A 25,262-nucleotide genomic window follows, 5' to 3' on the forward strand; every position below is an offset into this window, starting at 1 on the left:
TTTTGATTGCAAACAGTAGTTAAGCGCGTTATCGGCAATCTGGAGGCAAAGTTTAATGATAATTTTGCAAAAATAATGCGCGGAATAATGATGCATAAAGCGGCTATTTCGCCGCCTAAGAAAAAGATCGGGGGAAGTGAAAAATTTTCTAAAGTTCGAAATTCAGGTGCCGATACAAGGGTTACGGTGAGAAACCGTGGGCAACAGCCCAATAACATCAAGTTGTAATTGATAAGGAAAAGATCATGGCACAAGTCATTAATACAAACAGCCTGTCGCTGTTGACCCAGAATAACCTGAACAAATCCCAGTCCGCTCTGGGCACCGCTATCGAGCGTCTGTCTTCTGGTCTGCGTATCAACAGCGCGAAAGACGATGCGGCAGGTCAGGCAATTGCTAACCGTTTCACCGCGAACATCAAAGGCCTGACTCAGGCTTCCCGTAACGCTAACGACGGTATCTCCATTGCGCAGACCACTGAAGGCGCGCTGAACGAAATCAACAACAACCTGCAGCGTGTGCGTGAACTGGCGGTTCAGTCTGCTAACAGCACCAACTCCCAGTCTGACCTTGACTCCATCCAGGCTGAAATCACCCAGCGCCTGAACGAAATCGACCGTGTATCCGGCCAGACTCAGTTCAACGGCGTGAAAGTCCTGGCGCAGGACAACACCCTGACCATCCAGGTTGGTGCCAACGACGGTGAAACTATCGATATCGATCTGAAGCAGATCAACTCTCAGACCCTGGGTCTGGATACGCTGAATGTGCAACAAAAATATAAGGTCAGCGATACGGCTGCAACTGTTACAGGCTATACAGATTCTGCTACTGCTATTGACAAATCTACGTTTGCTGCATCAGCAACTACCTTAGGTGGTACTCCTGCTATTACTGGTGATCTGAAGTTTGATGATACTACTGGAAAATATTACGCTGATGTTTCAGGTACTACGGCTAAAGATGGTGTTTATGAAGTAACAGTTGCAGCCGATGGAAAAGTCACTTTAACTGGCACACCAACAGGACCAATTACTGCTGGCTTCCCTTCAACTGCAACAAAAGATGTTAAACAAACTCAGCAAGAAAACGCTGATTTGACAGAGGCCAAAGCCGCATTGACAGCAGCGGGTGTTGCAGCGGCTGGCACAGCATCTGTTGTTAAGATGTCTTATACTGATAATAACGGTAAAACTATTGATGGTGGTTTAGCAGTTAAGGTAGGCGATGATTACTATTCTGCAACTCAAAATAAAGATGGTTCCATAAGTATTAATACTACGAAATACACTGCAGATGACGGTACATCCAAAACTGCACTAAACAAACTGGGTGGCGCAGACGGCAAAACCGAAGTTGTTTCTATTGGTGGTAAAACTTACGCTGCAAGTAAAGCCGAAGGTCACAACTTTAAAGCACAGCCTGATCTGGCGGAAGCGGCTGCTACAACCACCGAAAACCCGCTGCAGAAAATTGATGCTGCTTTGGCACAGGTTGACACGTTACGTTCTGACCTGGGTGCGGTACAGAACCGTTTCAACTCCGCTATTACCAACCTGGGCAACACCGTAAACAACCTGACTTCTGCCCGTAGCCGTATCGAAGATTCCGACTACGCGACCGAAGTCTCCAACATGTCCCGCGCGCAGATTCTGCAGCAGGCCGGTACCTCCGTTCTGGCGCAGGCTAACCAGGTTCCGCAAAACGTCCTCTCTTTACTGCGTTAATCCGGCGATTGATTCACCGACACGTGGTACACAATCAAGGCAGCGAAAGCTGCCTTTTTTAATTCCGGAGCCTGTGTAATGAAAGAAATCACCGTCACTGAACCTGCCTTTGTCACCCGCTTTTCCTGTTCTGGCTCGGCCTGTCGCGACCACTGTTGTAAGGGCTGGAAAATCACGCTGGATAAGACGACGGTTAAAAAGTATCTCGCCAGTAAAGACACGACGATTCGTACCATCGCGCAAGACCATATTATTCTGCTGAAAAAGAACAACAGCCACTGGGGCGAAATTAAGCTGCCTTCGGCGCTGGGGAATTGCCCTTATCTGGATGAGGACCGTCTGTGCCGGGTACAAAAAACGTTAGGCGCAAAGGCATTAAGTCATACCTGTTCCTCTTTCCCACGGGCGCACCATACCTATAAAAATGAGGTACGTAACTCCCTGAGTCTTGCCTGTCCGGAGGTAACGTCCCGCATTTTAAACGATCCTGACGCGATGGCGCTCGGCGAAAAAACAATCATTCAGCAGACATTCAATACTGCGCCGTTATTCCCAGCGCAGCAAAAGTTACTCAATCTGTTTTGCCTGAGTTTGATCAACCATGCCAACAGCAGTACGGAAGCCGCGCTCTATGCGTTAATAAAATTTGTCATGTATACGCAGAAATTTGCCAAAATTGATGATGCGGCGCTGGGTGAACTGGAACAGGTGTATGCTGCGCTACTTGAGCAGTTGCAGACCGGCGTGCTGGCGCAGGAATTGATGAATATCGCGCCGGATAGCAAGGTAAAAACCTCGCTGGTATTGCAGATGCAGGACTATTTCCGCTCGCTCCCGCTTAATCGTGGCAGTGTTATCCTCGATCACTATATCCAGTGCCTTCTGCGGGTGCTGACGGCGGAAGAGGGCGTTTCAATGGAGCAGAAGGTGAGCGATATTGAGTCCTCATTAGCGCGCTGTTTACAGGCGGATGAGCAGCAGAAGAACTGGGCTTTCAGAAATTTAATTCTCTATAAAATTTGGGAAAATAATTTCCCCAACCAGCCGAATGTCGACCCGTTACGCGCGCTGTATATTATCGTGGCGGAATATGCCTTTATTAAGCTATTAACGGCAGCCAGCGTGTATGAGCGCGGGCGGCTTGAGTGGGATGACGTTACCAATATTGTGTATAGTTTTCACTCCCGCAGCCAGCATAACAGCGAGGTGGCGAAGAATTTTCATCGCCATATAGAAACGGTGCGTACTGGCGACGATCTGTCGATGATTCATCTTCTGACATAGTTTTGTTCGGGGTGGGCTTTTGCGCATCCCGTTTATCCTATCTGGCTGATTTTATTCTGCTCTTTGAGCCGCTAAAAAGGCGCTACAGGTTACATAAGTGAAATAACCCTTCTTTTATAGCCTTATTCCTTCGATAGAACCCTCTGTAGAAACGGATAATCATGCCGATAACTCATTTAACGCAGGGCTGTTTATCGTGAATTCACTGTATACCGCTGAAGGTGTAATGGATAAACACTCGCTGTGGCAGCGTTATGTACCGCTGGTGCGTCACGAAGCATTGCGCCTGCAGGTGCGATTGCCGGCGAGCGTGGAACTGGACGATCTGCTACAAGCGGGCGGCATCGGGTTATTAAATGCGGTCGACCGATATGACGCTTTGCAAGGAACGGCATTTACCACTTACGCAGTGCAGCGTATTCGTGGGGCGATGCTGGATGAATTACGCAGCCGCGATTGGGTGCCGCGTAGCGTCCGGCGTAATGCCCGCGAAGTGGCGCAGGCGATGGGACAACTGGAGCAGGAACTGGGGCGTAATGCGACGGAAACCGAAGTGGCGGAACGTCTTGGCATCCCTGTTGCGGAGTATCGTCAGATGTTGCTCGATACCAACAACAGCCAACTTTTCTCTTACGATGAGTGGCGGGAAGAGCATGGCGATAGCATCGAACTGGTGACTGAAGAACATCAACAGGAAAACCCGTTACATCAACTGCTGGAGGGCGACCTGCGACAGCGGGTAATGGACGCGATTGAATCGCTGCCGGAACGCGAGCAACTGGTGTTAACGCTGTATTACCAGGAAGAGCTCAATCTCAAAGAGATTGGCGCGGTACTGGAAGTTGGCGAATCGCGGGTCAGCCAGTTGCATAGTCAGGCCATCAAACGATTACGCACCAAACTGGGTAAGTTATAGGTCGCGCATGGTCGCACCCGAAAAGTGCCGCACAACGTATAGACTACCAGGAGTTCTCATGACGGTGCAGCAACCTAAAAGGCGGCCCTTGAGCCGCTATCTTAAAGACTTTAAACACAGCCAGACGCATTGCGCGCATTGTCACAAACTGCTCGACCGCATTACGCTGGTTCGCCGTGGCAAGATCGTTAATAAAATCGCTATTTCACAGCTGGATATGCTACTTGACGACGCTGCCTGGCAGCGGGAGCAGAAGGAGTGGGTGGCGCTGTGTCGCTTTTGCGGCGATTTGCACTGCAAAAAGCAGAGTGATTTTTTCGATATTATCGGTTTCAAGCAGTATTTGTTTGAACAAACCGAGATGAGCCATGGCACGGTGCGGGAATATGTCGTGCGTTTACGACGTCTTGGCAACTACCTCAGCGAGCAAAACATTTCCCACGATCTGCTGCAGGACGGTTTTCTCGATGAAAGCTTGGCGCCATGGTTGCCGGAAACCAGCACCAATAATTACCGTATCGCACTACGTAAATACCAGCAATATAAAGCGCATCAGCAGATTGCGCCCAGACAGAAATCCCCCTTTACCGCCAGTTCTGATATATATTAAAAAAGCATAAGATGTAGCAGAGTCGTGTTGGTGAAACGTGGCAAACCTTCTACATTAGGCTGAGTCCCCCAAAGGTTCGCGAGACGTGACGATGCGCCATGGCGGGACACAGTCTATGGTCATTAACGGCAATATTCGGGGTTACTATGAAATTAGCACTGCTGGGACGTCAGGCACTGATGGGAGTAATGGCTGTAGCGCTGGTGGCGGGAATGAGCGCGAAGAGCTTTGCCGATGAGGGTTTGCTGAACAAAGTTAAAGAACGCGGCACGCTGCTGGTAGGGCTGGAAGGTACCTATCCGCCGTTTAGCTTTCAGGGCGAAGACGGCAAATTAACCGGTTTTGAAGTCGATTTCGCCGAGGCGTTGGCAAAACATCTGGGCGTTAAAGCGTCGTTGAAGCCGACCAAATGGGACGGAATACTGGCGTCGCTGGACGCTAAACGCATTGATGTAGTGATAAACCAGGTTACGATTTCAGACGTCCGCAAGAAAAAATATGATTTCTCTACGCCTTACACTGTCTCCGGCGTTCAGGCGCTGGTGAAAAAAGGCAATGAAGGCACGATCAAAACGGCGGCCGATCTGCAGGGCAAAAAAGTTGGCGTTGGGCTGGGGACTAACTATGAAGAATGGCTACGTCAACATGTTCAGGGCGTGGATATCCGTACTTATGACGATGATCCTACAAAATACCAGGATCTGCGCGTAGGCCGTATTGACGCGATTTTAGTCGATCGTCTGGCGGCGCTGGATCTGGTGAAAAAAACCAAAGGTACGCTGGCCGTCACCGGTGATGCGTTTTCGCGTCAGGAGTCCGGCGTTGCGTTACGTAAAGGCAACGAAGACTTGTTGAAGGCGGTAGATAACGCCATTGCGGAAATGCAAAAAGATGGCACCTTAAAAGCCCTCTCTGAAAAATGGTTTGGCGCTGACGTGACCCAATAATGTTCTACGTTGCCCGGCAGGCAGTGCGCCACCGGGCAATATCAACCTCATACTATGTCAGCAAACGGAGGCGCGTGAATCGGCGCCTTTTTTATTTCCGTTAGATCAACGTGCATAATAAAAAGAACACACCACAACGTTACCGGAGGCTCAATGCCACTACATCACTTAACGCGCTTCCCTCGCCTGGAGTTTATCGGCGCGCCGACCCCGCTCGAATACCTGCCGCGATTGTCTGATTATCTTGGCCGTGAGATTTACATTAAGCGCGATGACGTTACGCCCATTGCAATGGGCGGCAATAAACTGCGCAAGCTGGAGTTTTTGGTGGCCGACGCGCTGCGAGAAGGGGCGGATACGCTGATAACCGCAGGGGCGATTCAGTCGAACCATGTCCGTCAGACGGCGGCAGTCGCGGCCAAATTGGGACTGCATTGCGTCGCCTTGCTGGAAAATCCAATCGGTACCACCGCGGAAAATTACCTGACGAATGGTAATCGCCTGTTACTGGATTTATTTAATACGCAAATTGAGATGTGCGATGCGCTAACCGATCCGGATGCGCAGCTGCAAACGCTGGCGACGCGCATTGAAGCGCAAGGGTTCAGGCCCTATGTGATTCCGGTCGGCGGCTCCAGCGCGCTGGGCGCAATGGGATACGTAGAGAGCGCCCTGGAAATCGCCCAGCAGTGTGAAGAAGTCGTCGGGCTCTCTTCGGTGGTGGTGGCCTCCGGCAGCGCCGGAACGCACGCCGGGTTAGCTGTCGGGCTGGAACATCTGATGCCGGATGTCGAACTGATTGGCGTGACCGTTTCACGTTCTGTCGCCGAGCAGAAACCCAAAGTGATTGCCTTACAGCAGGCTATTGCCGGTCAGCTGGCGCTGACGGCGACGGCGGATATTCATTTATGGGATGACTATTTTGCCCCGGGTTACGGCGTGCCAAATGACGCGGGGATGGAGGCGGTGAAACTGCTGGCGAGCCTGGAGGGGGTGCTACTGGATCCGGTATATACCGGTAAAGCGATGGCGGGTCTGATAGACGGCATCAGCCAGAAACGCTTTAACGATGACGGGCCGATTCTCTTTATTCACACCGGTGGGGCGCCTGCGCTGTTTGCCTACCATCCTCATGTATAACCTCCAGGTAATCAACGCGAATGCAAGAAAGTATCCAACTGGTTATTGAATCGCTGCCGTATTTGCTTAAAGGCGCCGTCTTTACCCTGCAACTGAGTATTGGCGGTATGTTTTTTGGTCTGCTGCTGGGATTTGTGCTGGCGCTGATGCGGATGTCTCCGCTATGGCCGGTTCGCTGGCTGGCGCGCTTTTATATCTCGATTTTTCGCGGTACGCCGCTTATCGCCCAGTTATTTATGATCTATTACGGCCTGCCGCAATTTGGTATTGAGCTGGACCCTATCCCGGCGGCGATGATTGGTTTATCGCTCAATACCGCGGCTTACACGTCCGAGACGCTGCGCGCGGCGATCTCGGCTATCGACAAGGGACAATGGGAAGCGGCGGCGAGCATTGGCATGACGCCGTGGCAAACGCTACGTCGCGCTATTTTGCCGCAGGCGGCTCGCGTCGCGCTTCCGCCGTTGAGCAACAGCTTTATCAGCCTGGTGAAAGATACGTCGCTCGCCGCGACGATTCAGGTGCCGGAGTTGTTCCGCCAGGCGCAGTTAATTACCTCGCGAACGCTGGAGGTGTTTACCATGTATCTGGCCGCGTCGTTAATCTACTGGGTAATGGCGACCGTCTTATCGGCACTGCAAAACTATTTTGAAAACCAGCTTAACCGCCAGGAGAGAGAGCCAAAATGAGTGCGATCGAAGTCACCAACCTGGTCAAAAAATTTCATGGTCAAACGGTGCTGCACGGTATTGACCTTGAGGTGAAGCCCGGAGAAGTTGTCGCCATTATCGGCCCGAGCGGCTCAGGGAAGACAACGTTATTACGCTGCATTAACCTGCTGGAACAACCGGAAGCGGGCACCATTAAAGTGGGCGATATTATCATCGATACCGCCCGCCCATTCAGCCAGCAAAAAGGGGTGATTCGCCAGTTGCGTCAGCATGTCGGCTTTGTCTTTCAGAGTTTTAACCTGTTCCCGCATCGTACCGTGCTGGAAAATATCATTGAAGGTCCGGTGATTGTAAAGGGAGAGCCGAAAGCCGAGGCGACGGCGCTGGCGCGGGAACTGTTAGCCAAAGTCGGGTTGGCCGGTAAAGAGACCCGTTATCCGCGCCGCCTGTCGGGCGGGCAACAGCAGCGCGTGGCGATTGCGCGTGCGCTGGCGATGCGCCCGGAAGTGATTCTGTTTGATGAGCCGACGTCGGCGCTTGATCCTGAATTAGTCGGCGAGGTGCTTAATACGATTCGCCAGCTGGCGCAGGAAAAGCGCACGATGGTGATCGTTACTCACGAAATGGGCTTTGCGCGTGACGTGGCTGATCGGGCAATATTTATGGATCAGGGGCAAATCGTTGAGCAGGGGCCGGCGAAAACCTTGTTCGCCGACCCTCAGCATCCGCGTACCCGCCAGTTCCTTGAGAAATTTTTAGTGAAATAATACCTTTTCAACGCTCGCCCGAATTAGCCGCGCCTTGGGCGAACGCAATGAATAATTATGAAGTCATTCTGCCAGATTATTAACCTCGCTCTCAGGCGGAAGCCAAAAAACTGTAATGCTGCTCAAGTATTCTACGTTTCGTCCGATATTTCTTATATATAAACACTATTTATGTGTTAATTTAAGTCATTCATAATAATGATTATCAATATCAAAGGCGTGACCATAAAATATGCAGGAAAATGATTTCTTCACCTGGCGACGCGCAATGTTGTTACGCTTTCAGGAGATGGCGGCAGCAGAGGATGTTTATACTGAATTGCAATATCAGACACAGCGGCTGGAATTTGATTATTATGCCCTGTGTGTTCGCCATCCCGTTCCCTTTACCCGGCCTAAAATATCGCTTCGTACCACCTATCCTCAGGCGTGGGTAACGCATTACCAGTCCGAAAACTATTTCGCGATCGATCCGGTATTAAAGCCGGAGAATTTCAGGCAGGGTCATTTACATTGGGATGACGTGCTATTTCATGAAGCGCAGGCGATGTGGGATGCCGCCCAGCGTTTCGGATTACGCAGAGGCGTAACCCAGTGTGTGATGTTGCCGAACCGGGCGCTGGGCTTTTTATCTTTCTCCCGTAGCAGTTTACGCTGCTCCTCGTTTACCTACGATGAAGTGGAGCTGAGGTTACAACTGCTGGCGCGGGAGAGTCTTTCGGCGCTGACAAGATTTGAAGACGACATGGTGATGGCGCCTGAGATGCGTTTCAGTAAACGTGAGAAAGAGATTCTGAAGTGGACGGCGGAAGGGAAGACCTCATCGGAGATCGCCATTATTCTGTCAATTTCTGAAAATACCGTTAACTTCCATCAGAAAAATATGCAGAAGAAATTCAATGCGCCAAATAAAACACAGATTGCCTGCTACGCTGCGGCGACAGGTCTGATATGACGTGCTGACGATGCTTCGCGCCAGGCGCGAAACCGGCTGAAAGCGATGCTAACAGCCGGTTTTTTACTACTGGCGGTAAGCCTGTTTAATTTGCTTAACCGTACTGGAAAATACCGCCGCTTGTGCTTCATCATCCATCTGCGCGATCTGTTTTTCCATTTTAAGAATCACGCGCCCTGCATCGGCCTGGCCCATCGCCTGCAGCATCAGCGTTAACATGGCTTTCAGGCAGTTGACTTCAGTAGCCAGTTCTTGATTATTCTCAGCGGTGGAAAAATCAGGCGTACTCATTTATTTTCCTCGTTATGTTTCAGTGAAAATGTGCGATAGCAGATGTTAAGGCGGCGGAGTATACCATAAGCTACGCTAAAAATAGCAGTGGTTGTTTTTTGATCAAAAAGCGGAGGGGTTACCCACAAAATAAACGTTGCCGCGTGATGCATATATTTTCTTCATTCTTTGTTTATTACGCGTATTTTACTCGTTAATTATTGTTACAAAGTTGATTCCCTAATTAGTGTTTAGACAGCGGAACGTGAAATTTTTGTCACCATTATGAAATAGCAGCCCGGGACAGCGCCGTCAGAAGGGGCTACAACGTTGGCAGTTGCCACACGACGTACAACATAATTTCCAAAAACGAGAGCAAAATCGAATACCCAGTGTTTTTTTACGTTTCAAAGTTGAGATAAAACCAGCTAATATAAGGGCGATTAACTATCAGTAGCGTTATCCCTATTCTGGAGATATTCCTTTGATCAACGTTCTTCTTGTTGATGACCACGAACTGGTGCGCGCAGGGATACGACGCATTCTTGAAGATATAAAGGGCATTAAAGTTGTCGGTGAAGCGTGCTGCGGAGAGGATGCGGTAAAATGGTGCCGTACTAACGCCGTTGACGTCGTGCTGATGGATATGAACATGCCCGGTATTGGCGGCCTTGAGGCGACGCGTAAAATTGCCCGATCGACAGCGGATATCAAAGTGATCATGCTGACCGTCCATACGGAGAACCCGTTGCCCGCCAAAGTGATGCAGGCTGGCGCAGCTGGCTATCTCAGCAAAGGCGCTGCGCCTCAGGAGGTGGTGAGCGCTATTCGTTCGGTGTATTCCGGACAACGTTATATCGCCTCCGATATCGCTCAGCAGATGGCGCTCAGTCAGATCGAGCCTGCAAAAACGGAAACGCCGTTCGCCAGTTTGTCTGAACGCGAGTTGCAGATTATGCTGATGATCACCAAGGGTCAGAAGGTCAATGAGATTTCAGAACAGCTGAATCTCAGTCCTAAAACGGTGAACAGCTATCGCTATCGTATGTTCAGTAAATTAAACATTCATGGTGATGTTGAGCTGACTCACCTGGCAATCCGCCATGGCCTGTGTAATGCGGAGACGTTAACAAGCCAGTGAGTGAAATATTTGACGCAAAGGCGTTTTTGAAAACCGTTACCAGCCAACCCGGTGTCTATCGTATGTATGACGCCGGCGGTACGGTTATCTATGTCGGTAAAGCAAAAGATCTGAAAAAGCGTCTTTCCAGCTACTTTCGCAGCAACCTGGCTTCGCGTAAAACCGAAGCGCTAGTTGCGCAAATTCAACACATTGATGTCACGGTAACGCATACCGAAACGGAAGCGCTGCTGCTTGAGCATAATTACATCAAGTTGTATCAACCGCGTTACAACGTGTTGTTGCGTGATGATAAATCCTATCCTTTTATTTTTCTGAGCGGCGATACCCATCCGCGTCTGGCGATGCACCGTGGCGCCAAACATGCGAAAGGCGAGTACTTCGGTCCATTTCCTAATGGCTATGCCGTGCGGGAAACGCTGGCGCTGTTACAGAAAATTTTCCCTATCCGCCAGTGCGAAAACAGCGTGTATCGCAACCGCTCGCGTCCTTGCCTGCAATACCAGATTGGCCGCTGCTTAGGCCCCTGCGTTGCAGGACTGGTCAGCGAGGAGGAGTATGCGCAACAGGTGGAGTATGTCCGGTTGTTTTTGTCCGGCAAGGACGACCAGGTCTTAACACAGCTGATTGCCCGGATGGAAAAGGCCAGCCAGGATCTGGCATTTGAAGAGGCGGCGCGTATTCGCGATCAGATCCAGGCGGTACGCCGGGTCACGGAGAGACAGTTTGTCTCCAATGCGGGCGACGATCTCGACGTTATCGGCGTGGCTTTTGATGCGGGTATGGCCTGTGTGCATGTGCTGTTTATTCGCCAGGGTAAGGTGCTGGGCAGCCGCAGCTATTTTCCAAAAGTGCCTGGCGGTACGGAACTGGGCGAAGTGGTGGAAACCTTTGTCGGGCAGTTTTACCTACAGGGTAGCCAGATGCGCACGCTACCGGGCGAGATACTGCTCGATTTTAATCTTAGCGATAAAACGCTGCTGGCCGACTCGTTGTCGGAACTTGCCGGACGGCGTATTCATGTCCAGACAAAACCGCGTGGCGATCGCGCCCGTTATCTCAAGCTGGCGCGGACCAACGCGGCAACGGCCTTAATCACTAAACTTTCGCAGCAGTCCACCATCACGCAGCGTTTGACCGCGCTGGCGGCGGTATTAAAACTTCCTGCGATCAAGCGGATGGAATGTTTTGACATCAGCCATACCATGGGGGAGCAAACGGTCGCATCCTGTGTGGTATTTGACGCTAACGGGCCGTTACGCGCCGAGTATCGTCGTTATAATATCGCGGGCATCACGCCGGGTGATGACTACGCGGCGATGAATCAGGTGCTACGTCGACGTTATGGCAAGGCCATAGAAGAAAGTAAGATTCCGGATGTTATTCTGATCGACGGCGGAAAAGGGCAGCTCGCCCAGGCGAAAGCCGTTTTCGTTGAGCTCGATGTCCCCTGGGATAAGCATCGTCCTTTGCTGCTTGGCGTCGCCAAAGGCGCGGACAGAAAGGCCGGTCTGGAAACACTCTTTTTTGAACCGGAAGGCGAGGGGTTTAGCCTGCCGCCGGACTCGCCGGCGCTGCATGTTATTCAGCATATTCGCGATGAGTCGCACGATCACGCGATCGGCGGGCACCGTAAAAAACGCGCGAAGGTTAAAAATACCAGTACGCTGGAAACTATTGAAGGCGTTGGGCCTAAACGTCGCCAGATGCTGCTGAAATATATGGGCGGTTTGCAAGGGCTACGTAACGCCAGCGTAGAAGAAATTGCAAAAGTGCCGGGTATTTCGCAAGGTCTGGCAGAAAAGATCTTCTGGTCGTTGAAACATTGAGGCCACTGTAGCAACATAGGGGTAATTTCACTGACAACAGATAGTTACCCGTCACTATGCAATTTAATATCCCTACGTTGCTCACGCTGTTTCGCGTCATCCTGATTCCATTCTTTGTCGTGGTGTTTTATTTGCCGTTCGCCTGGGCGCCGATGGTCAGCGCGCTGATTTTCTGTATTGCCGCGATTACCGACTGGTTTGACGGCTTTCTGGCGCGGCGCTGGAACCAGAGTACGCGTTTCGGCGCTTTCCTCGACCCCGTCGCCGACAAGGTGCTGGTGGCGATCGCCATGGTGCTGGTCACCGAGCATTATCATAGCTGGTGGGTGACGTTACCTGCGGCGACGATGATAGCCCGCGAAATTATTATCTCTGCTCTGCGTGAATGGATGGCGGAGCTGGGCAAACGCAGTAGTGTAGCGGTCTCCTGGATCGGTAAAGTCAAAACTACCGCGCAGATGGTGGCGCTGGCGTGGCTCTTGTGGCGTCCGAATATCTGGGTAGAGTATGCCGGGATCGCGCTTTTCTTTGTCGCAGCGGTGCTAACGTTGTGGTCCATGTTGCAATATTTGAGCGCTGCACGCGGAGATTTGCTTGATCAGTGATCGTTTCGCCGCAAATTTCAGCAAACGATCGTGAGTGACGAAAAATATCGTTGACTCAGTGCGTCAGGTAAGTAGAATGCAACGCATCGAACGGCAGCACTGATTGCCAGACGATAACAAAATCAAGTGATTAACAAAGTTGCTTGATACTGCGGGAATAGCTCAGTTGGTAGAGCACGACCTTGCCAAGGTCGGGGTCGCGAGTTCGAGTCTCGTTTCCCGCTCCAGTTTAAAAGCATTGGCGTAAAGCGGATGCTGGCTGAAAAGCCAAAAAAATTTGGCGCGTTAACAAAGCGGTTATGTAGCGGATTGCAAATCCGTCTAGTCCGGTTCGACTCCGGAACGCGCCTCCAATTTTTCCCGAGCCCGGATGGTGGAATCGGTAGACACAAGGGATTTAAAATCCCTCGGCGTTCGCGCTGTGCGGGTTCAAGTCCCGCTCCGGGTACCATGGGAAAGACAAGAATAATCAAAGCAATAAGCAGTGTCGTGAAACCACCTACGGGTGGTTTTTTTGTGCCTTCAGTTTGTATGCCGACCGCGAGCGTGAACTTTCCAGCGCGATACACAGTAAAAACATCGGTAGCGGCATTTCTGCCAGTACAGCAGTTATGTGCTACCGACCCGCAAGAACTTATGGCTGGTAAATACTAAACGTCGGGTAAATCAGCCGATAAAATCCATTAATCTCTATAAAAAATGCTGATATGTTTTATGCCTGCTTTATTAAAGAGAGTAGGTCTGCCAGTGAAATATACCGATAATGCAAAATTATTTATTAGCTTCATTAATATTGGGATTGTAGGTTGCGCTTTTTTACTTTTTTTTATTTTGTATGAGCCTGAGAGTGCAATCGTAACCTACTCTCTTCCAGGAGAGCCTTCCTCTTCAACATGTGATGCGCGTAATTTTATTGGCAACGTCGATGAAAATGACTTTGCAGAGTATATAAAAAAAGTAGAACTGACGCGCTACAGTATGTATTGTCTGAAAAAAACAGGGGCGGGCCAGTGGAGTATTTATGCAAATTAAACGAGTATATAACTGTTCAGGGGTGTTTTCTGCACAATTTAACTAAAGGTAGATAGCGAACTAATATTGATCATAAGGTAATGTGATCCGCATCATGCTTTAATCACGTTTTGCAATATTGTCTTAATAACAGGTCAACTACAGATAATTTCGGGTTTTCGTGAATGGCGGTTTTGGTCAGTCTCTATATTATGCTTTCCCCGCTTTACGGAGATGATGATGCAAAAGAAAACCTGGGCCGTTTTATTGATACCATTGTGCCTCACCGCTTGCCACCAGACGACCTACCGATCAACAGCCAAAGATGAAATTGTCGCAGGGAGCTATATTGACCCGACAAAAACACGCTTTCCGTTAGCGGATTATTCACAGTCGGTTGATAAATGGATACCTCCGGACTCGGCTGATTACACTATTCCGGTTATTGATAGTGCTACCCAACAACGCTACTTTCACGCACTAAAATCTCATTATTTCGGAATGGACAGTGAAGCGCACTCGCCGTGGAATGGTTTTTATATTACCGCATTGCTGAAAAAAAACGCAGCACAGGCCCGGGATGCCAGTATTAAGCAGTTTCTTAGCGACGGCAGTGCTTATTGGGGGGAAAACTTCAGACTTTATACCTCTCGCTGGAAAGAGGAGGTTAGAGGGAATACGGATACGCAGATTGACAATATCTATCATGCCTCCCGGCGAGGCATTATGGTCAGAGAAAGTTTAGTCAGAGCGCTGCCAACGGACGACCCGCTCTTTAACGATCCCCGTCAGGCGGGCGAGGGGTATCCGTTTGATAATTTACAAATGTCTTCGCTGCGTCCCGGTACGCCGGTCTATACGCTGGCGAAGAGCAAAGACCAACGCTGGCAATATGTCGTTTCACCAGCGGTAACTGGCTGGGTTCATAGTGAAGATATTGCCAGTACGGATCAGAAATTTATAACACAGTGGGTTTTGCTTGCTCATAAGCAACTGGGGGCATTTATCAACGCGCCGGTTTCTGTCCATGCCGCAGGCGTCTATTATTTCACCGGGCGACCGGGCACTATTTTACCGTTCCGACATCAACGGGCGGGCCAGTTCCTGATTGCGGCGCCAGTTCGCGGCAGCAACGGTCGCGCGTTTATCCATTGGGTCTGGCTAAGCGGTAACGAGTTTACGGCTATGCCGTGGAAAATGACGCCGGAAAATATCGCCGTGCTAATGAAAGCAATGCATGGCGCCCCCTACGGTTGGGGAAATTTTAACTTTTATAATGATTGTTCAGCCGAAGTCCGCAGCCTGTTAATGCCGTTTGGCATATTCCTGCCCAGACATTCATCCGCGCAGGTAGAGGCTGCTGGACGGGTGGTCGATCTTAGTCATAAAAGTCCCCAAATGCGGATCGATTATCTCACCAGATACGGAAAACCGTTTACTACGCTGGTCTATATTCCAGGGCATATTATGCTGTATATCGGTAACACAACCATGAATAGGCAGGTCGTACCGATGACTTATCAGAATATCTGGGGATTGCGCCCAAACCATGCTAATAGCCGGAGCATTATCGGTGAGGCGGTATTTTTGCCGTTACTGCGTTTTTATCCTGAAAATCCTGAGCTGATATCGCTGGCTGGTAAGGTTCTGTTTAAGCTTGGTTATATAGAATAGGTTGACAAACTGTGTTATCGCGGAAGACATGATTAAGGCAGCCGTGCGCGTGGATATAAAGAGAGTATCCCTGTAAACTGTGTCTGAAAAAAGTATGCGCTATAGTGCGGGCTGTTTATTTGAAATACTATCTGGAGCTGATTCTGGATGTGATTATGTGCCTCACACATTGAAGTGAGAGTTATTGTTGGCGGTATCTGGCTGGAGGCTGGGTGGTAAAAAGACGTAATTTATTGCATTTTAATAACGGTGCCCGGTCGGAGCGCGATCTTGGGGATCTGGTCACTAAAGTTTTTGAGAAAGCGGCGAAAAAAGAACCGCAACCGCTATACACATTTAGCCTGCCGTTGCTGAGTGTGCAGGATGAGATCCGTGTTTACTGTAAGAAAAAAAATATCAAAATAGGGTACGATACGCTGTTTATGGAAATAACCTTTTCTGCTGACAGAGAAGCGGTAGACGAACTCATTAAACACTTTTTTACTGAAAATAAGCTCTATTTGAGAGGGCGGTTTTATCTGTCCGCGGCGGTGGTATAAGTTAGCATGAGTATAATATAGCGAGAAACCTATCTCTCGCTTTTGTGTGGGGCGAGCGCTTCCTGGCGGAAAATCTGCGCCCTGATCCTCCTTTTGTGCGTTAACTTCCGGAATCCTCCTCATTTCGTGTTAATCTGGCCCCTGATGGTTGCCATCCAAACTGCCTGCAAAAAAATTATTTTTATCCGCTGCAATGTAAGAGGCCTACAGGCGGAAGTCATCACTGAGGAAAAGCATTATGAAAATGGAACCATTAAACGAGAACGAGCTGGAATGGCTGGATGATGTGCTGACGAAATACAATACCGATCAGGCCATTTTGGATGTCGCGGAGCTGGACGGTCTGATTACTGCGGTACTAAGTTCTCCGCGTCCCATCGAGCCGGAACAGTGGCTGGTCGCGATATGGGGGGGACCCGCGTACGTACCGCGCTGGACATCTGAAAAAGAAATGACGCGATTTATGGATCTGGTGTTCCAGCACATGGCGGACACAGCCGCCCGGCTTGAAGACTATCCAGAACAGTTCGAGCCGCTGTTTGGCCTGCGAGAAGTTGATGGCCATGAATTAACGATTGTTGAAGAATGGTGCTTTGGTTACATGCGCGGAGTGTCGCTGTCCGACTGGTCTGACTTGCCGGATACGCTAAAACCGGCGCTGGAAGCGATTGCCTTACACGGCACGGAAGAAAACTTTGCGCTGTTGGATAAAATGAGCCCGGAAGCGTTCGATAAAAGCGTTGACGCTATCCGTAGCGCGGCGCTTGAGCTGCATGCCTGGTGGATGGCGCATCCGCACACGACGCCGCTACAGATGCCGATAAAAGCAGAGGTGAAAGTGGGGCGTAACGATCCTTGCCCATGCGGGAGCGGCAAAAAATTTAAGCAGTGCTGCCTGCATTAATGGCTCGTAAACGGCCATAGCGTGATGATTATCGAGCCTGGACGGCGTCCGGGCCCGATAATCTTTGCCTGGCGTTAACCTGGATCGGGCAGGAACCCCAGTGCGATCGAAAACTGGACGCCAATCACGATAATGCCGCAGATAAACACCAGCGCCAGCGCTGGGGTGCCGCCTGCCACACGATAGCCCGCCTGAGGGATCTGTTTACGGCACTGCCAGACCAGCATGGCAGGGATGAGCAGTGCCAGCACTGCCAGCGCTACGCCGGCATAGCCTAATGCCATCACAAATCCGCGTGGGTAGAAAAGCGCAAACGCCAGCGGCGGCAGAAAGGTAATCAGCCCGGTTTGCAGGCGTCCGGACACCGTACTGCGGCGCTGGAATAGATCGGCCAGGTAATCAAATAATCCTAGCGCTACGCCCAGAAAAGAGGTCGCCAGCGCCAGATCGGCGAACAGGTGGACCGCCAGTTCGACATGTGGCGAAGCGACCACTTCTCTGAGCGCCTGCAGCAGGCCATTTAACCCGGCATGGCTGGCCAGTAGCCCTCTGAATGTCGGCGAGTCGATACTTCCCAGCGTGGCGAGCTGCCAAAAAATATAGGCCACTAACGGAATGGCGCTACCCGTCATAAAGACCCAACGCAGCCGGCGAATGTTGCCGTTCATATAACTCACAATACTCGGTACGCTTCCGTGAAAACCAAACGAGGTGAAAATGACCGGTATGGCGGATAACGCCAGCCCCTGCTGTAAAGGAAGCGTAAGAAGATTTACTTTATGAATATGTGGCGTGAGCAACGCAAGCATGATGACCAGAAAAATGATCTTTGCGCTAAACAGGAAGCGGTTAAAAAGGTCGACCAGCGAGGTGCCCACACACACCACCCCACCGGCAACAAAGGTGAACAGCAGTACTCCGGCAGCGGGCGAGAGCGTGGCGCCAAGCCAGTTATTAATACTGGATGCCAGTAATTCTCCGGCTCCGGAAATGTAGGCGGCGGTGAGCGCATACATTAAGAACATCATACTGAATCCCGTAAGCCACTGTCCGTAACGTCCAAGATAGCGTTTTGCCAACGAGCCCAGTCCGGTATCCGCCGGAACGTGTTGATATACCTCCAGTAATAGTAGCGCGGTATAACACATCAGCGCCCACAGGCCAATCAACAATCCCAGCGTGACGCTGAAACCAACGCCAGCCGCTGCCAGCGGCATTGCCAGCATCCCGGCGCCGATAGTGGTGCCTGCCACGATAAAAATACTGCCCAGAGTTCTGTTTTTCACGCTTTCTACTACCCCGGTAACAAAGAACGGTGATATCCGCGGCGCAGGGTAAGGCATTACGCTATTTTCGTCAAATGGTCGTTACAATTGGTGTACTGTAAAATTTACAGTTCCGGGCATAAAAACGAATATGGGAGGAGACGCGGACAACCGCCGCAAACCTGCGCTAGCGCAAAGTCGCTCGCACGAGGACACATTAGGCTACGAGTTTTATTCAGGAGGGGTTATGGATTCTATTCACGGTCACGAAGTACTCAACATGATGATTGAGTCTGGCGAGCAGTACACGCATACCTCGCTGGAGGCGGCAATAAAAGCGCGCTTTGGCGAGCGGGCACGATTTCACACCTGTTCAGCGTCAGATATGACGGCGGCGGAACTGGTCGCGTTTCTGGCGGCGAAAGGAAAGTTTATTGCCGTGGAGGACGGTTTTTCAACGCATGAGAGTAAAATCTGCCGCCATTAATACGCCACGGTGAGAGTGCGTCTCACCGTGTAAGGACTTGCTGGATTAATTTTGCGTATCCAGGGTGGAGAGTTCTTTATCAATGAAATAAAGCCCTTCGCCGCTTTTTCCCGCCAGCGTTAATTTATCAATAATAGATTTGAACAGTTTTTCTTCTTCATGCTGTTCTGCCACATACCACTGCAAGAAATTAAATGTCGGATAATCCTGGCTGGTCATTGCGGCATGAGCCAGTTCATTAATTTTTTGCGTAATAAGCTGCTCATGCTCATAGGTCGCGCGGAACAGCTCATCCAGCGAGGCGTACTCAGCGAAGGGCGAAGAAACGGTATGAATGCGCGGCAGGCTTCCGGTATCGGTAAGGTAGTCAAACAGGCGCTGCATATGCGTCATCTCTTCTTGCGCATGGCGACGAAGAAATGCGGCCGCGCCTTCAAAACTGTGATAGCTGCACCACGCGCTCATTTGTTGATAGAGCAGGGAGGAGTATAACTCCAGATTCATTTGCTCATTCAGTTTGTCGATCATTTCTGTTTTCAGCATGGTTCCGCTCCACAAATAGCAAAAGATATACGGTAATGTGGCGCCACTATAATTTGTTATTTTATTATTTGCAAAAGGTAAAATATTAAATTTAATTATTAAAAATACGAATGGGAATAAAACGCATTAACGCCAGTGTATAGGGTATAAAAATAAAGGAAAGCCAGCATCTTCATGCTGGCAATAGCGACCCTGCACTCTCCTCTATTGTAGATGGTGTCGGCGTTAAGCCAGCCGCCTTAATAATAAAGCGGCATGATTTGCGGGACGGCAACGCCCCGGCACTGCCAGGAGAGGGTAAATCGGGTGTTCAGACACAACGAGCCCGCATAAATGCTACAGGTTCCTACCGGCTGACCAAACGAAACGGCATCGGCATAGCCCATCTGCTGGCATTCGCGTGTTGCGGTCCCGTGAGATACATAGTCATCTGTCCGTGAAGTAAAAAATAGCGGCTGGTTATACGTCAAGCGCACGATGCCGCTTATCGGGCTGGCTTCGCTGACCTGCGCTTGTCGAGTAATGGTGCATCCCGTCAGGGCTAGCAGTGAAAGAGTAAAAATAAGAGGCTTCATAAAATCGCTCCGACAATTCGGTATCAGACCATGCTACCTCGTGTCTTGCACCGTCAATGGCTGGAATAACTTACGGATTCGCCTTGATTAAAGGTAACGGCAGGAGGTTTACAGCGGGAACAGAAAATGTGTGAGCGTCTCTTCATTTAATGAAACTTGGTTTCATTAAATTTGAATGCGTGTTCTTAAGTGTGTAGTGTGGGCAAAACGTCATGATTTACGCAGACGCGACCGTCTGCATTCAGGAGGAACACGATGAAAATTGCACTGATGATGGAAAATAGCCAGGCCAGCAAAAATGCCATCATTTATAACGAACTTAGCGCCGTCGCCAATGAAAAGGGATTTCCCGTTTTTAACGTCGGCATGTGCGACGAAAATGACCATCACCTGACGTACATTCATTTAGGCATCATGGCGAGTATTCTGCTTAATGCAAACGCGGTTGATTTTGTGGTTACTGGCTGTGGCACCGGGCAGGGCGCGCTGATGTCGTTAAATATTCATCCAGGTGTCATTTGTGGCTATTGCATCGATCCGGCAGATGCTTTTCTGTTTGCGCAGATCAACAACGGCAATGCGTTGTCCCTGCCATTTGCGAAAGGCTTTGGCTGGGGCGCTGAGCTGAACGTGCGTTTCATCTTTGAAAAAGCGTTTACCGGGCGTAAAGGCGAGGGGTATCCGCCTGAGCGCAAAGCGCCGCAGGTACGCAATGCGGGCATTTTGAACCAGGTTAAGGCCGCGGTCGTCAAAGAGAATTATCTGGATACACTACGGGCTATCGATCCTGAACTGGTTAAAACGGCGGTTTCAGGGCCGCGTTTCCAGCAATGTTTGTTTGAAAACGGCCAGAATAAAGAAATAGAAGCGTTTGTACGTGAGATGCTGGGGTAATGCCTGGACAAGACAGAGGCGTTTCGCGCCTGTCGGCTGGCATGATGTGCCGATAATACGCCAGTAGCGACAGGCGCCACCTCTGGCAAACAGATCAGAAACGGTGTAGGCCGGATAAGCTGCTTCGCGTTGCTATCCGGCTAATAACGTCTCAATATTGTCGCTCGGGGTGCCGCTATCAGTGATGCTGATAGGTCACGACGTTAAGGAGATGCTGATCGGTTTGCGCCAGGCATAGCCCTGCTCGTTTAGCGCTGCGAACTTCTTCGAGAATAGTTTGTAAAAGTACGCCATCCTGCTGCTGCTCTTTTTCCAGGGTATGGAGAAAATCAAGCGTTGAGGCATCATTCAGCGCTTTCGCTTCATCTGCCAGACGCGACAGCGTGCTGGCGCGTTGCTGATAATCCTCCAGGGTTTTCTGGAACAATTCTTCCAGAGAGCAGAGCTCTTCACCCGGAACGTCAATGGCTTTAACGATAGGGGTGGCGCCGGCGTTTTTCATAAAATTAAACATGCGCATCATTTGCGTCACGTTGCCTTGCGCCTGGGTACGAAGAAAGGTGGCGGTGCCTGTTAAACTGTGTTCAGAACACCATTCGCTTAGATGGAGGTAAAGATTTGATGCGTAAAACTCAAGGTTCATTGGCGTGTTGAGCTTTTGAACCATTCCTACAGCTGCCATAACAATATCCTTATTTCCAGAAAGTGTTGATGTGCATGACAGACGAGAATGCAACGGGTCGTTGTCACATTCTTACCTCTATGCACAATAAATACTCTTAGCAGAAGAACTCCGTTCCGCCAGTCCCTTATGCGATCTCATTTCCTGTTTATCGATCGGTAATGAGAATAGCGCGTCAATAAAAATAAGAAAATCCTTAAATGCAATTGTTTATCTTTTTTTACATTTTCAGCGGTGTGATTTTTTCAGGTGTAATGATTTTTGGTGTGGAGTAGTTGCAACTGTTTGAAAGTTAAATGATATTATATAGATTCATAATTTATGAAACATTGTTTCAGATCATGGGGTGAGCCTTTCAAGTATGGTAATTTCAATAAAATAAACATTAGCCAGTCTGGATATCACACGTATAAACGGTTGAGAGCAAATATTCCTGCTTTTATAAACTAGCCGATTTTGCGGTAGATCATTTTTAATGTCATTAATCATACGAGCACGTTATTCGGTTGAGCGCAGTTTTGATGGGTGACTCGTTAACAAGGAGCAGTCAATGAAAAAGGTCGCGGTGTTGTTGGCACCAGGATTTGAAGAAGCAGAGGCCATTGTTACTCTTGATATTCTGCGACGTTTGCATATCGACGTCGAAACGCTGGCGTGTGCTGAATCACGGGCGGTGGTGAGTTACCATGATATTCCTATGGTTGCGGACAGCACGCTGAGTGAACGCCAGCAGGCGCTTTTCGATGCGGTAGTGCTACCGGGCGGTCCGCAGGGGAGCGCTAATCTGGCGGCTAATCCGGCGGTGATCGCTTTCGTTGCGCGTCATGATGCGGCAGGCAAATTAATTTGTCCTATCTGTTCCGCGGCGGCAAGGGTGCTGGGTGCTCACGGATTGCTGAAGGGGCGTCGTTATGTCTGTTCCGGCGACCTGTGGAAAGCGGTTCCGGAAGGTGTCTATGTGGATGCGCCCGTTGTTGAAGATGGTAATTTAATTAGCGGTAAAGGCTTGGGTCATGTCTTTGATTTCGCGCTAACCCTTTCCGCCAGACTGCTGGGAGACGATGCGCCGGTTCGCGAACAGGCTGAACATATCTATTATCCCTGGTAATCGTTATTCACCCAGGGCCGTAAGGATTAGCTGGCTGATGTTATGGATTAATGGGCTGGCTTTCCTGCCTTTTGGCTGATGAATTCGCTCTGGGTTATGTCATGCTGGCTAATGACTTCCCTGGGTTATGAGCTAATCGTTATTTCTGCGTGTGTCTTAGGGGGCGTTTTCCTGAGAGGCGGCCTCGGAAAAATCTCATATGTGGTGGCGAGCGTACTGATATCAGGAACGGTGGAGAACGCGATGAACCTGCTCAATATTTCACCTTTTGCACAATACGTGGTTCGCGGCTGAATCCTTCTGGCAGCAGTTATCTTCGACCATTATAAGCAAAAAGCGAAGCGTATGATTTGATGAATTAACACTCAACTAAACAGTATAGCTTCACGTCATCGCCAACCGCTACCCCGGCTGGCGATGGTCTTTCTAAATGGCGAGCAGCGTCACACTGTCTATACTTACATGACTAATGAGACCGTTTGTGAGTCTCAATATGATGATAAGGAGGAGACCAGGGTGGCAGAACCGTTAACCGTATCCCCCGAACTCACTGCGAACTATGCGTATTTTTTTGACCTTGATGGCACATTGGCAGAGATAAAGCCTCATCCCGATCAGGTAGTAGTACCGCATAAAATCCTTCAGTTGTTAGACCGTCTCGCGGCGCACAACGCAGGGGCACTGGCATTGATTTCAGGGCGTTCAATGACTGAGCTGGATGCTTTGGCGAAGCCTTTTCGCTTTCCGCTCGCTGGCGTTCACGGAGCAGAGCGTCGTGACATCAATGGTAAAACCCATATCGTGCGCCTTCCTGAAGCGGTAGTCCGTGAGGTGGAGGCGTTATTACGTTCGACGCTTGTAGCGCTGCCCGCAACGGAGTTGGAGACGAAGGGGATGGCGTTTGCGCTGCACTACCGTCAGGCTCCGGAACATGAAGCGGCGCTGTTGGCGCTTGCGCAACACGTTACGCAGCACTGGCCGCAACTGGCGTTGCAGCCTGGTAAATGTGTTGTGGAAATCAAACCTAAGGGAACCAATAAAGGCGAAGCCATTGCTGCCTTTATGCAGGAGGCGCCCTTTGCGGGACGGATTCCCGTTTTTGTGGGCGACGATTTGACCGATGAGGCTGGCTTTGGCGTGGTGAATCACGCTGGCGGAATTTCCGTAAAAGTGGGCGTCGGGGCAACCCAGGCGGCATGGCGGCTGGAAAGCGTACCCGATGTCTGGCGCTGGCTGGAACAAATCAATTATCCACAACAAGAACAACAAGTAATGAATAACAGGAGAGATGGCTATGAGTCGTTTAGTCGTAGTATCTAATCGAATTGCCCCCCCGGATAATAAAGGCGGCGCCGGCGGCCTCGCCGTTGGCGTGCTTGGCGCGCTAAAAGCGGCTGGCGGGTTGTGGTTCGGCTGGAGTGGCGAGACAGGTAACGAGGATGAGCCATTAAAAAAGGTGACAAAAGGTAATATTACCTGGGCATCGTTTAACCTGAGTGAACAAGATTACGAAGATTATTACTGTCAATTTTCCAATGCGGTTCTCTGGCCTGCGTTCCACTATCGTCTGGACCTGGTACAGTTTCAGCGTCCTGCATGGGAAGGCTATATGCGGGTGAATGCGCTATTAGCGGATAAGTTATTGCCCCTCATTAAAGAGAACGACATCATTTGGGTGCATGACTACCACCTGTTACCGTTTGCCAGCGAGCTGCGTAAACGCGGCGTGAACAACCGAATTGGTTTTTTCCTGCATATTCCATTCCCGACCCCGGAGATTTTTAACGCTTTACCGCCGCATGATGAACTGCTGGAGCAGTTGTGTGACTTTGATCTGCTAGGGTTCCAGACCGAAAATGATCGCCTGGCTTTTCTGGATAGCCTTTCGAGTCAAACGCGAGTCACGACTCGCAGCGGCAAGCAGCATATCGCGTGGGGTAAAGACTTCCAGACAGAAGTGTATCCTATCGGTATTGAGCCCGATGAGATTGCTCTGCAGGCTGCCGGGCCGTTGCCGCCTAAACTGGCGCAGCTCAAGGCGGAACTGAAAAATGTGAAGAATATTTTTTCCGTTGAGCGGCTGGATTATTCGAAAGGGCTGCCGGAACGTTTTCTGGCGTATGAAGCGCTACTGGAAAACTATCCGCAGCATCGGGGAAAAATTCGTTATACCCAAATTGCGCCTACGTCACGCGGCGAAGTACAGGCATATCAGGATATTCGCCACCAGCTTGAGACGGAAGCAGGCCGGATTAATGGGAAATATGGACAATTGGGCTGGACGCCGCTCTATTATCTGAATCAGCATTTCGACCGTAAACTGTTAATGAAGATATTCCGTTATTCAGACGTCGGGCTCGTCACCCCGTTGCGTGACGGGATGAACCTGGTGGCAAAAGAGTTTGTCGCCGCGCAGGACCCCGCTAACCCTGGTGTACTGGTACTGTCACAGTTTGCCGGCGCGGCGAATGAACTGACGTCGGCGTTAATCGTCAATCCTTACGATCGGGATGACGTGGCGGCGGCGCTCAATCGTGCGTTAACGATGCCCCTTGCCGAGCGTATTTCGCGCCATGCGGAAATGCTGGACGTGATCGTTAAAAATGACATTAACCGCTGGCAGGAGCGTTTTATTCATGACCTAAAGGAGGTCACGCCGCGTAGCCCTGAGCGCCAGCAGCAGAACAACGTGGCGACGTTCCCTAAGCTGGCCTGAAA

The 25,262-nt window shown here is 50.2% G+C and carries 27 protein-coding genes, 3 tRNA genes and 1 pseudogene; 25 read left to right on the forward strand and 6 right to left on the reverse strand.

Translation table 11 applies throughout. From position 1 onward, the window contains the following. The first annotated feature begins 245 nt into the window (after positions 1-245). The 9 genes from EOS98_RS09315 (at position 246) to sdiA (ending at position 9,017) form a co-directional block, all read left to right on the forward strand. The gene (locus EOS98_RS09315) at positions 246-1,727 is read left to right on the forward strand and encodes a FliC/FljB family flagellin (protein WP_000079808.1); all 1,482 of its coding nucleotides are present in this window, start codon (positions 246-248) and stop codon (positions 1,725-1,727) included. Between the two features lie 78 nt (positions 1,728-1,805). Beyond that, complete coding sequence (gene fliB, locus EOS98_RS09320; protein ID WP_126524009.1) at positions 1,806-3,011, forward strand: flagellin lysine-N-methylase; 1,206 nt, start codon at positions 1,806-1,808, stop codon at positions 3,009-3,011. Positions 3,012-3,207: 196 nt separating this feature from the next. Further along, positions 3,208-3,927 carry an RNA polymerase sigma factor FliA gene (locus EOS98_RS09325; protein WP_001087453.1) on the forward strand — a complete coding sequence of 240 codons (720 nt, stop codon included), beginning with the start codon at positions 3,208-3,210 and terminating at the stop codon, positions 3,925-3,927. A gap of 58 nt (positions 3,928-3,985) precedes the next feature. Continuing rightward, positions 3,986-4,537 (forward strand): flagella biosynthesis regulatory protein FliZ, encoded by a 552-nt coding sequence (fliZ, locus tag EOS98_RS09330; RefSeq protein WP_000218080.1) that lies wholly within the window; start codon positions 3,986-3,988, stop codon positions 4,535-4,537. A 146-nt stretch (positions 4,538-4,683) separates the two neighbouring features. Further along, entirely contained in the window at positions 4,684-5,484 is an 801-nt protein-coding gene (gene tcyJ, locus EOS98_RS09335; protein WP_000761634.1) for a cystine ABC transporter substrate-binding protein, read from the forward strand. A gap of 153 nt (positions 5,485-5,637) precedes the next feature. Then, positions 5,638-6,624, forward strand: a complete 987-nt coding sequence (dcyD, locus tag EOS98_RS09340; RefSeq protein WP_001128180.1) for a D-cysteine desulfhydrase — start codon at positions 5,638-5,640, stop codon at positions 6,622-6,624. A gap of 20 nt (positions 6,625-6,644) precedes the next feature. Next, positions 6,645-7,313: a cystine ABC transporter permease gene (gene tcyL, locus EOS98_RS09345; RefSeq protein WP_001158238.1), complete on the forward strand. Its 669-nt coding sequence runs from the start codon at positions 6,645-6,647 to the stop codon at positions 7,311-7,313. After that, a complete protein-coding gene (gene tcyN / locus EOS98_RS09350) occupies positions 7,310-8,062 on the forward strand; it encodes an L-cystine ABC transporter ATP-binding protein TcyN (RefSeq protein ID WP_080203097.1) in 753 nt (250 codons plus the stop codon). Before tcyL ends, tcyN begins: the two co-directional genes overlap by 4 nt. Positions 8,063-8,294: 232 nt before the next feature. After that, positions 8,295-9,017 (forward strand): transcriptional regulator SdiA, encoded by a 723-nt coding sequence (gene sdiA / locus EOS98_RS09355; RefSeq protein WP_001157172.1) that lies wholly within the window; start codon positions 8,295-8,297, stop codon positions 9,015-9,017. 66 nt (positions 9,018-9,083) lie between these two features. On the opposite strand, the gene EOS98_RS09360 is transcribed toward sdiA, so the two are convergent. Then, entirely contained in the window at positions 9,084-9,308 is a 225-nt protein-coding gene (locus EOS98_RS09360; protein WP_000106483.1) for a DUF2594 family protein, read from the reverse strand. Further along, complete coding sequence (locus EOS98_RS09365) at positions 9,305-9,460, reverse strand: hypothetical protein (RefSeq protein WP_000546186.1); 156 nt, start codon at positions 9,458-9,460, stop codon at positions 9,305-9,307. Before EOS98_RS09365 ends, EOS98_RS09360 begins: the two co-directional genes overlap by 4 nt. Positions 9,461-9,771: 311 nt before the next feature. On the opposite strand from EOS98_RS09365, the gene uvrY reads away from it, so the two are divergent. The 10 genes from uvrY (at position 9,772) to EOS98_RS09415 (ending at position 16,990) form a co-directional block, all read left to right on the forward strand. Continuing rightward, positions 9,772-10,428, forward strand: coding sequence for a UvrY/SirA/GacA family response regulator transcription factor (gene uvrY, locus EOS98_RS09370; protein ID WP_000611323.1), 657 nt, complete (start codon positions 9,772-9,774; stop codon positions 10,426-10,428). Next, positions 10,425-12,257 (forward strand): excinuclease ABC subunit UvrC, encoded by a 1,833-nt coding sequence (uvrC, locus tag EOS98_RS09375; protein WP_126524010.1) that lies wholly within the window; start codon positions 10,425-10,427, stop codon positions 12,255-12,257. Before uvrY ends, uvrC begins: the two co-directional genes overlap by 4 nt. 56 nt (positions 12,258-12,313) lie before the next feature. Further along, positions 12,314-12,862 carry a CDP-diacylglycerol--glycerol-3-phosphate 3-phosphatidyltransferase gene (gene pgsA / locus EOS98_RS09380; RefSeq protein ID WP_001160192.1) on the forward strand — a complete coding sequence of 183 codons (549 nt, stop codon included), beginning with the start codon at positions 12,314-12,316 and terminating at the stop codon, positions 12,860-12,862. A 151-nt stretch (positions 12,863-13,013) separates the two neighbouring features. Continuing rightward, a tRNA-Gly gene (locus tag EOS98_RS09385) sits at positions 13,014-13,089 on the forward strand. 52 nt (positions 13,090-13,141) lie between these two features. After that, positions 13,142-13,215: transfer RNA gene (locus tag EOS98_RS09390), tRNA-Cys, on the forward strand. Positions 13,216-13,226: 11 nt separating this feature from the next. Continuing rightward, a tRNA-Leu gene (locus tag EOS98_RS09395) sits at positions 13,227-13,313 on the forward strand. Positions 13,314-13,561: 248 nt separating this feature from the next. Then, positions 13,562-13,894 (forward strand): hypothetical protein, encoded by a 333-nt coding sequence (locus EOS98_RS09400; RefSeq protein WP_001748518.1) that lies wholly within the window; start codon positions 13,562-13,564, stop codon positions 13,892-13,894. A 213-nt stretch (positions 13,895-14,107) separates the two neighbouring features. After that, complete coding sequence (locus EOS98_RS09405) at positions 14,108-15,547, forward strand: SH3 domain-containing C40 family peptidase (protein WP_126524011.1); 1,440 nt, start codon at positions 14,108-14,110, stop codon at positions 15,545-15,547. A 212-nt stretch (positions 15,548-15,759) separates the two neighbouring features. After that, positions 15,760-16,086 carry a glucose-6-phosphate dehydrogenase gene (locus EOS98_RS09410; protein WP_000240837.1) on the forward strand — a complete coding sequence of 109 codons (327 nt, stop codon included), beginning with the start codon at positions 15,760-15,762 and terminating at the stop codon, positions 16,084-16,086. A 238-nt stretch (positions 16,087-16,324) separates the two neighbouring features. Then, on the forward strand, positions 16,325-16,990 hold the full coding sequence (locus EOS98_RS09415; protein ID WP_000781522.1) for a YecA family protein: 666 nt from the start codon (positions 16,325-16,327) through the stop codon (positions 16,988-16,990). Between the two features lie 74 nt (positions 16,991-17,064). Here the strand turns inward: EOS98_RS09415 and tyrP are convergent, their stop codons facing one another. Beyond that, on the reverse strand, positions 17,065-18,276 hold the full coding sequence (tyrP, locus tag EOS98_RS09420; protein WP_001747700.1) for a tyrosine transporter TyrP: 1,212 nt from the start codon (positions 18,274-18,276) through the stop codon (positions 17,065-17,067). Positions 18,277-18,502: 226 nt separating this feature from the next. Between tyrP and EOS98_RS09425 the strand changes: the two genes are divergently transcribed. Next, positions 18,503-18,742 carry a YecH family metal-binding protein gene (locus EOS98_RS09425; RefSeq protein ID WP_000377238.1) on the forward strand — a complete coding sequence of 80 codons (240 nt, stop codon included), beginning with the start codon at positions 18,503-18,505 and terminating at the stop codon, positions 18,740-18,742. Positions 18,743-18,787: 45 nt separating this feature from the next. Here EOS98_RS09425 and ftnA read toward each other — a convergent pair whose 3' ends face one another. Further along, positions 18,788-19,285 (reverse strand): non-heme ferritin, encoded by a 498-nt coding sequence (ftnA, locus tag EOS98_RS09430; protein WP_000920611.1) that lies wholly within the window; start codon positions 19,283-19,285, stop codon positions 18,788-18,790. 239 nt (positions 19,286-19,524) lie between these two features. Then, on the reverse strand, positions 19,525-19,860 hold the full coding sequence (locus EOS98_RS09435; protein WP_000803229.1) for a YecR-like lipofamily protein: 336 nt from the start codon (positions 19,858-19,860) through the stop codon (positions 19,525-19,527). 255 nt (positions 19,861-20,115) lie between these two features. Between EOS98_RS09435 and EOS98_RS09440 the strand changes: the two genes are divergently transcribed. Beyond that, positions 20,116-20,754, forward strand: a complete 639-nt coding sequence (locus tag EOS98_RS09440; protein WP_000684804.1) for an RpiB/LacA/LacB family sugar-phosphate isomerase — start codon at positions 20,116-20,118, stop codon at positions 20,752-20,754. 178 nt (positions 20,755-20,932) lie between these two features. Here EOS98_RS09440 and EOS98_RS09445 read toward each other — a convergent pair whose 3' ends face one another. Next, the gene (locus EOS98_RS09445) at positions 20,933-21,436 is read right to left on the reverse strand and encodes a non-heme ferritin-like protein (protein WP_000741707.1); all 504 of its coding nucleotides are present in this window, start codon (positions 21,434-21,436) and stop codon (positions 20,933-20,935) included. 550 nt (positions 21,437-21,986) lie between these two features. Between EOS98_RS09445 and EOS98_RS09450 the strand changes: the two genes are divergently transcribed. The 4 genes and pseudogenes from EOS98_RS09450 to otsA all read left to right on the forward strand — a co-directional run bounded on the left by EOS98_RS09450 (position 21,987) and on the right by otsA (position 25,260). After that, positions 21,987-22,544, forward strand: coding sequence for a DJ-1/PfpI family protein (locus EOS98_RS09450; protein ID WP_000754800.1), 558 nt, complete (start codon positions 21,987-21,989; stop codon positions 22,542-22,544). Between the two features lie 111 nt (positions 22,545-22,655). Further along, positions 22,656-22,838: pseudogene (gene araH, locus EOS98_RS09455) on the forward strand (L-arabinose ABC transporter permease AraH); the annotation flags it as partial. 222 nt (positions 22,839-23,060) lie between these two features. After that, the gene (gene otsB, locus EOS98_RS09460; protein ID WP_126524012.1) at positions 23,061-23,864 is read left to right on the forward strand and encodes a trehalose-phosphatase; all 804 of its coding nucleotides are present in this window, start codon (positions 23,061-23,063) and stop codon (positions 23,862-23,864) included. Beyond that, positions 23,839-25,260 (forward strand): alpha,alpha-trehalose-phosphate synthase, encoded by a 1,422-nt coding sequence (otsA, locus tag EOS98_RS09465; RefSeq protein WP_000089042.1) that lies wholly within the window; start codon positions 23,839-23,841, stop codon positions 25,258-25,260. Before otsB ends, otsA begins: the two co-directional genes overlap by 26 nt. The last annotated feature ends 2 nt before the right edge of the window (positions 25,261-25,262 follow it).

Source organism: Salmonella sp. SSDFZ69, from assembly GCF_004010755.1.
Classification (GTDB): Bacteria; Pseudomonadota; Gammaproteobacteria; order Enterobacterales; family Enterobacteriaceae; genus Salmonella; species Salmonella enterica.

Coding starts and splice junctions, on each gene's coding strand:
- sdiA (WP_001157172.1), top strand. CDS start 8,295: ATGCAGGAAAATGATTTCTTCACCTGGCGACGCGCAATGTTGTTACGC.
- EOS98_RS09445 (WP_000741707.1), bottom strand. CDS start 21,436: ATGGCAGCTGTAGGAATGGTTCAAAAGCTCAACACGCCAATGAACCTT.
- EOS98_RS09425 (WP_000377238.1), top strand. CDS start 18,503: ATGGATTCTATTCACGGTCACGAAGTACTCAACATGATGATTGAGTCT.
- EOS98_RS09400 (WP_001748518.1), top strand. CDS start 13,562: ATGCTGATATGTTTTATGCCTGCTTTATTAAAGAGAGTAGGTCTGCCA.
- tcyJ (WP_000761634.1), top strand. CDS start 4,684: ATGAAATTAGCACTGCTGGGACGTCAGGCACTGATGGGAGTAATGGCT.
- EOS98_RS09435 (WP_000803229.1), bottom strand. CDS start 19,860: ATGAAGCCTCTTATTTTTACTCTTTCACTGCTAGCCCTGACGGGATGC.
- EOS98_RS09405 (WP_126524011.1), top strand. CDS start 14,108: ATGATGATGCAAAAGAAAACCTGGGCCGTTTTATTGATACCATTGTGC.
- EOS98_RS09365 (WP_000546186.1), bottom strand. CDS start 9,460: ATGCATCACGCGGCAACGTTTATTTTGTGGGTAACCCCTCCGCTTTTT.
- dcyD (WP_001128180.1), top strand. CDS start 5,638: ATGCCACTACATCACTTAACGCGCTTCCCTCGCCTGGAGTTTATCGGC.
- EOS98_RS09440 (WP_000684804.1), top strand. CDS start 20,116: ATGAAAATTGCACTGATGATGGAAAATAGCCAGGCCAGCAAAAATGCC.
- EOS98_RS09360 (WP_000106483.1), bottom strand. CDS start 9,308: ATGAGTACGCCTGATTTTTCCACCGCTGAGAATAATCAAGAACTGGCT.
- pgsA (WP_001160192.1), top strand. CDS start 12,314: ATGCAATTTAATATCCCTACGTTGCTCACGCTGTTTCGCGTCATCCTG.
- tcyN (WP_080203097.1), top strand. CDS start 7,310: ATGAGTGCGATCGAAGTCACCAACCTGGTCAAAAAATTTCATGGTCAA.
- tcyL (WP_001158238.1), top strand. CDS start 6,645: ATGCAAGAAAGTATCCAACTGGTTATTGAATCGCTGCCGTATTTGCTT.
- EOS98_RS09315 (WP_000079808.1), top strand. CDS start 246: ATGGCACAAGTCATTAATACAAACAGCCTGTCGCTGTTGACCCAGAAT.
- otsA (WP_000089042.1), top strand. CDS start 23,839: ATGAGTCGTTTAGTCGTAGTATCTAATCGAATTGCCCCCCCGGATAAT.
- EOS98_RS09415 (WP_000781522.1), top strand. CDS start 16,325: ATGAAAATGGAACCATTAAACGAGAACGAGCTGGAATGGCTGGATGAT.
- EOS98_RS09450 (WP_000754800.1), top strand. CDS start 21,987: ATGAAAAAGGTCGCGGTGTTGTTGGCACCAGGATTTGAAGAAGCAGAG.
- fliB (WP_126524009.1), top strand. CDS start 1,806: ATGAAAGAAATCACCGTCACTGAACCTGCCTTTGTCACCCGCTTTTCC.
- fliZ (WP_000218080.1), top strand. CDS start 3,986: ATGACGGTGCAGCAACCTAAAAGGCGGCCCTTGAGCCGCTATCTTAAA.
- ftnA (WP_000920611.1), bottom strand. CDS start 19,285: ATGCTGAAAACAGAAATGATCGACAAACTGAATGAGCAAATGAATCTG.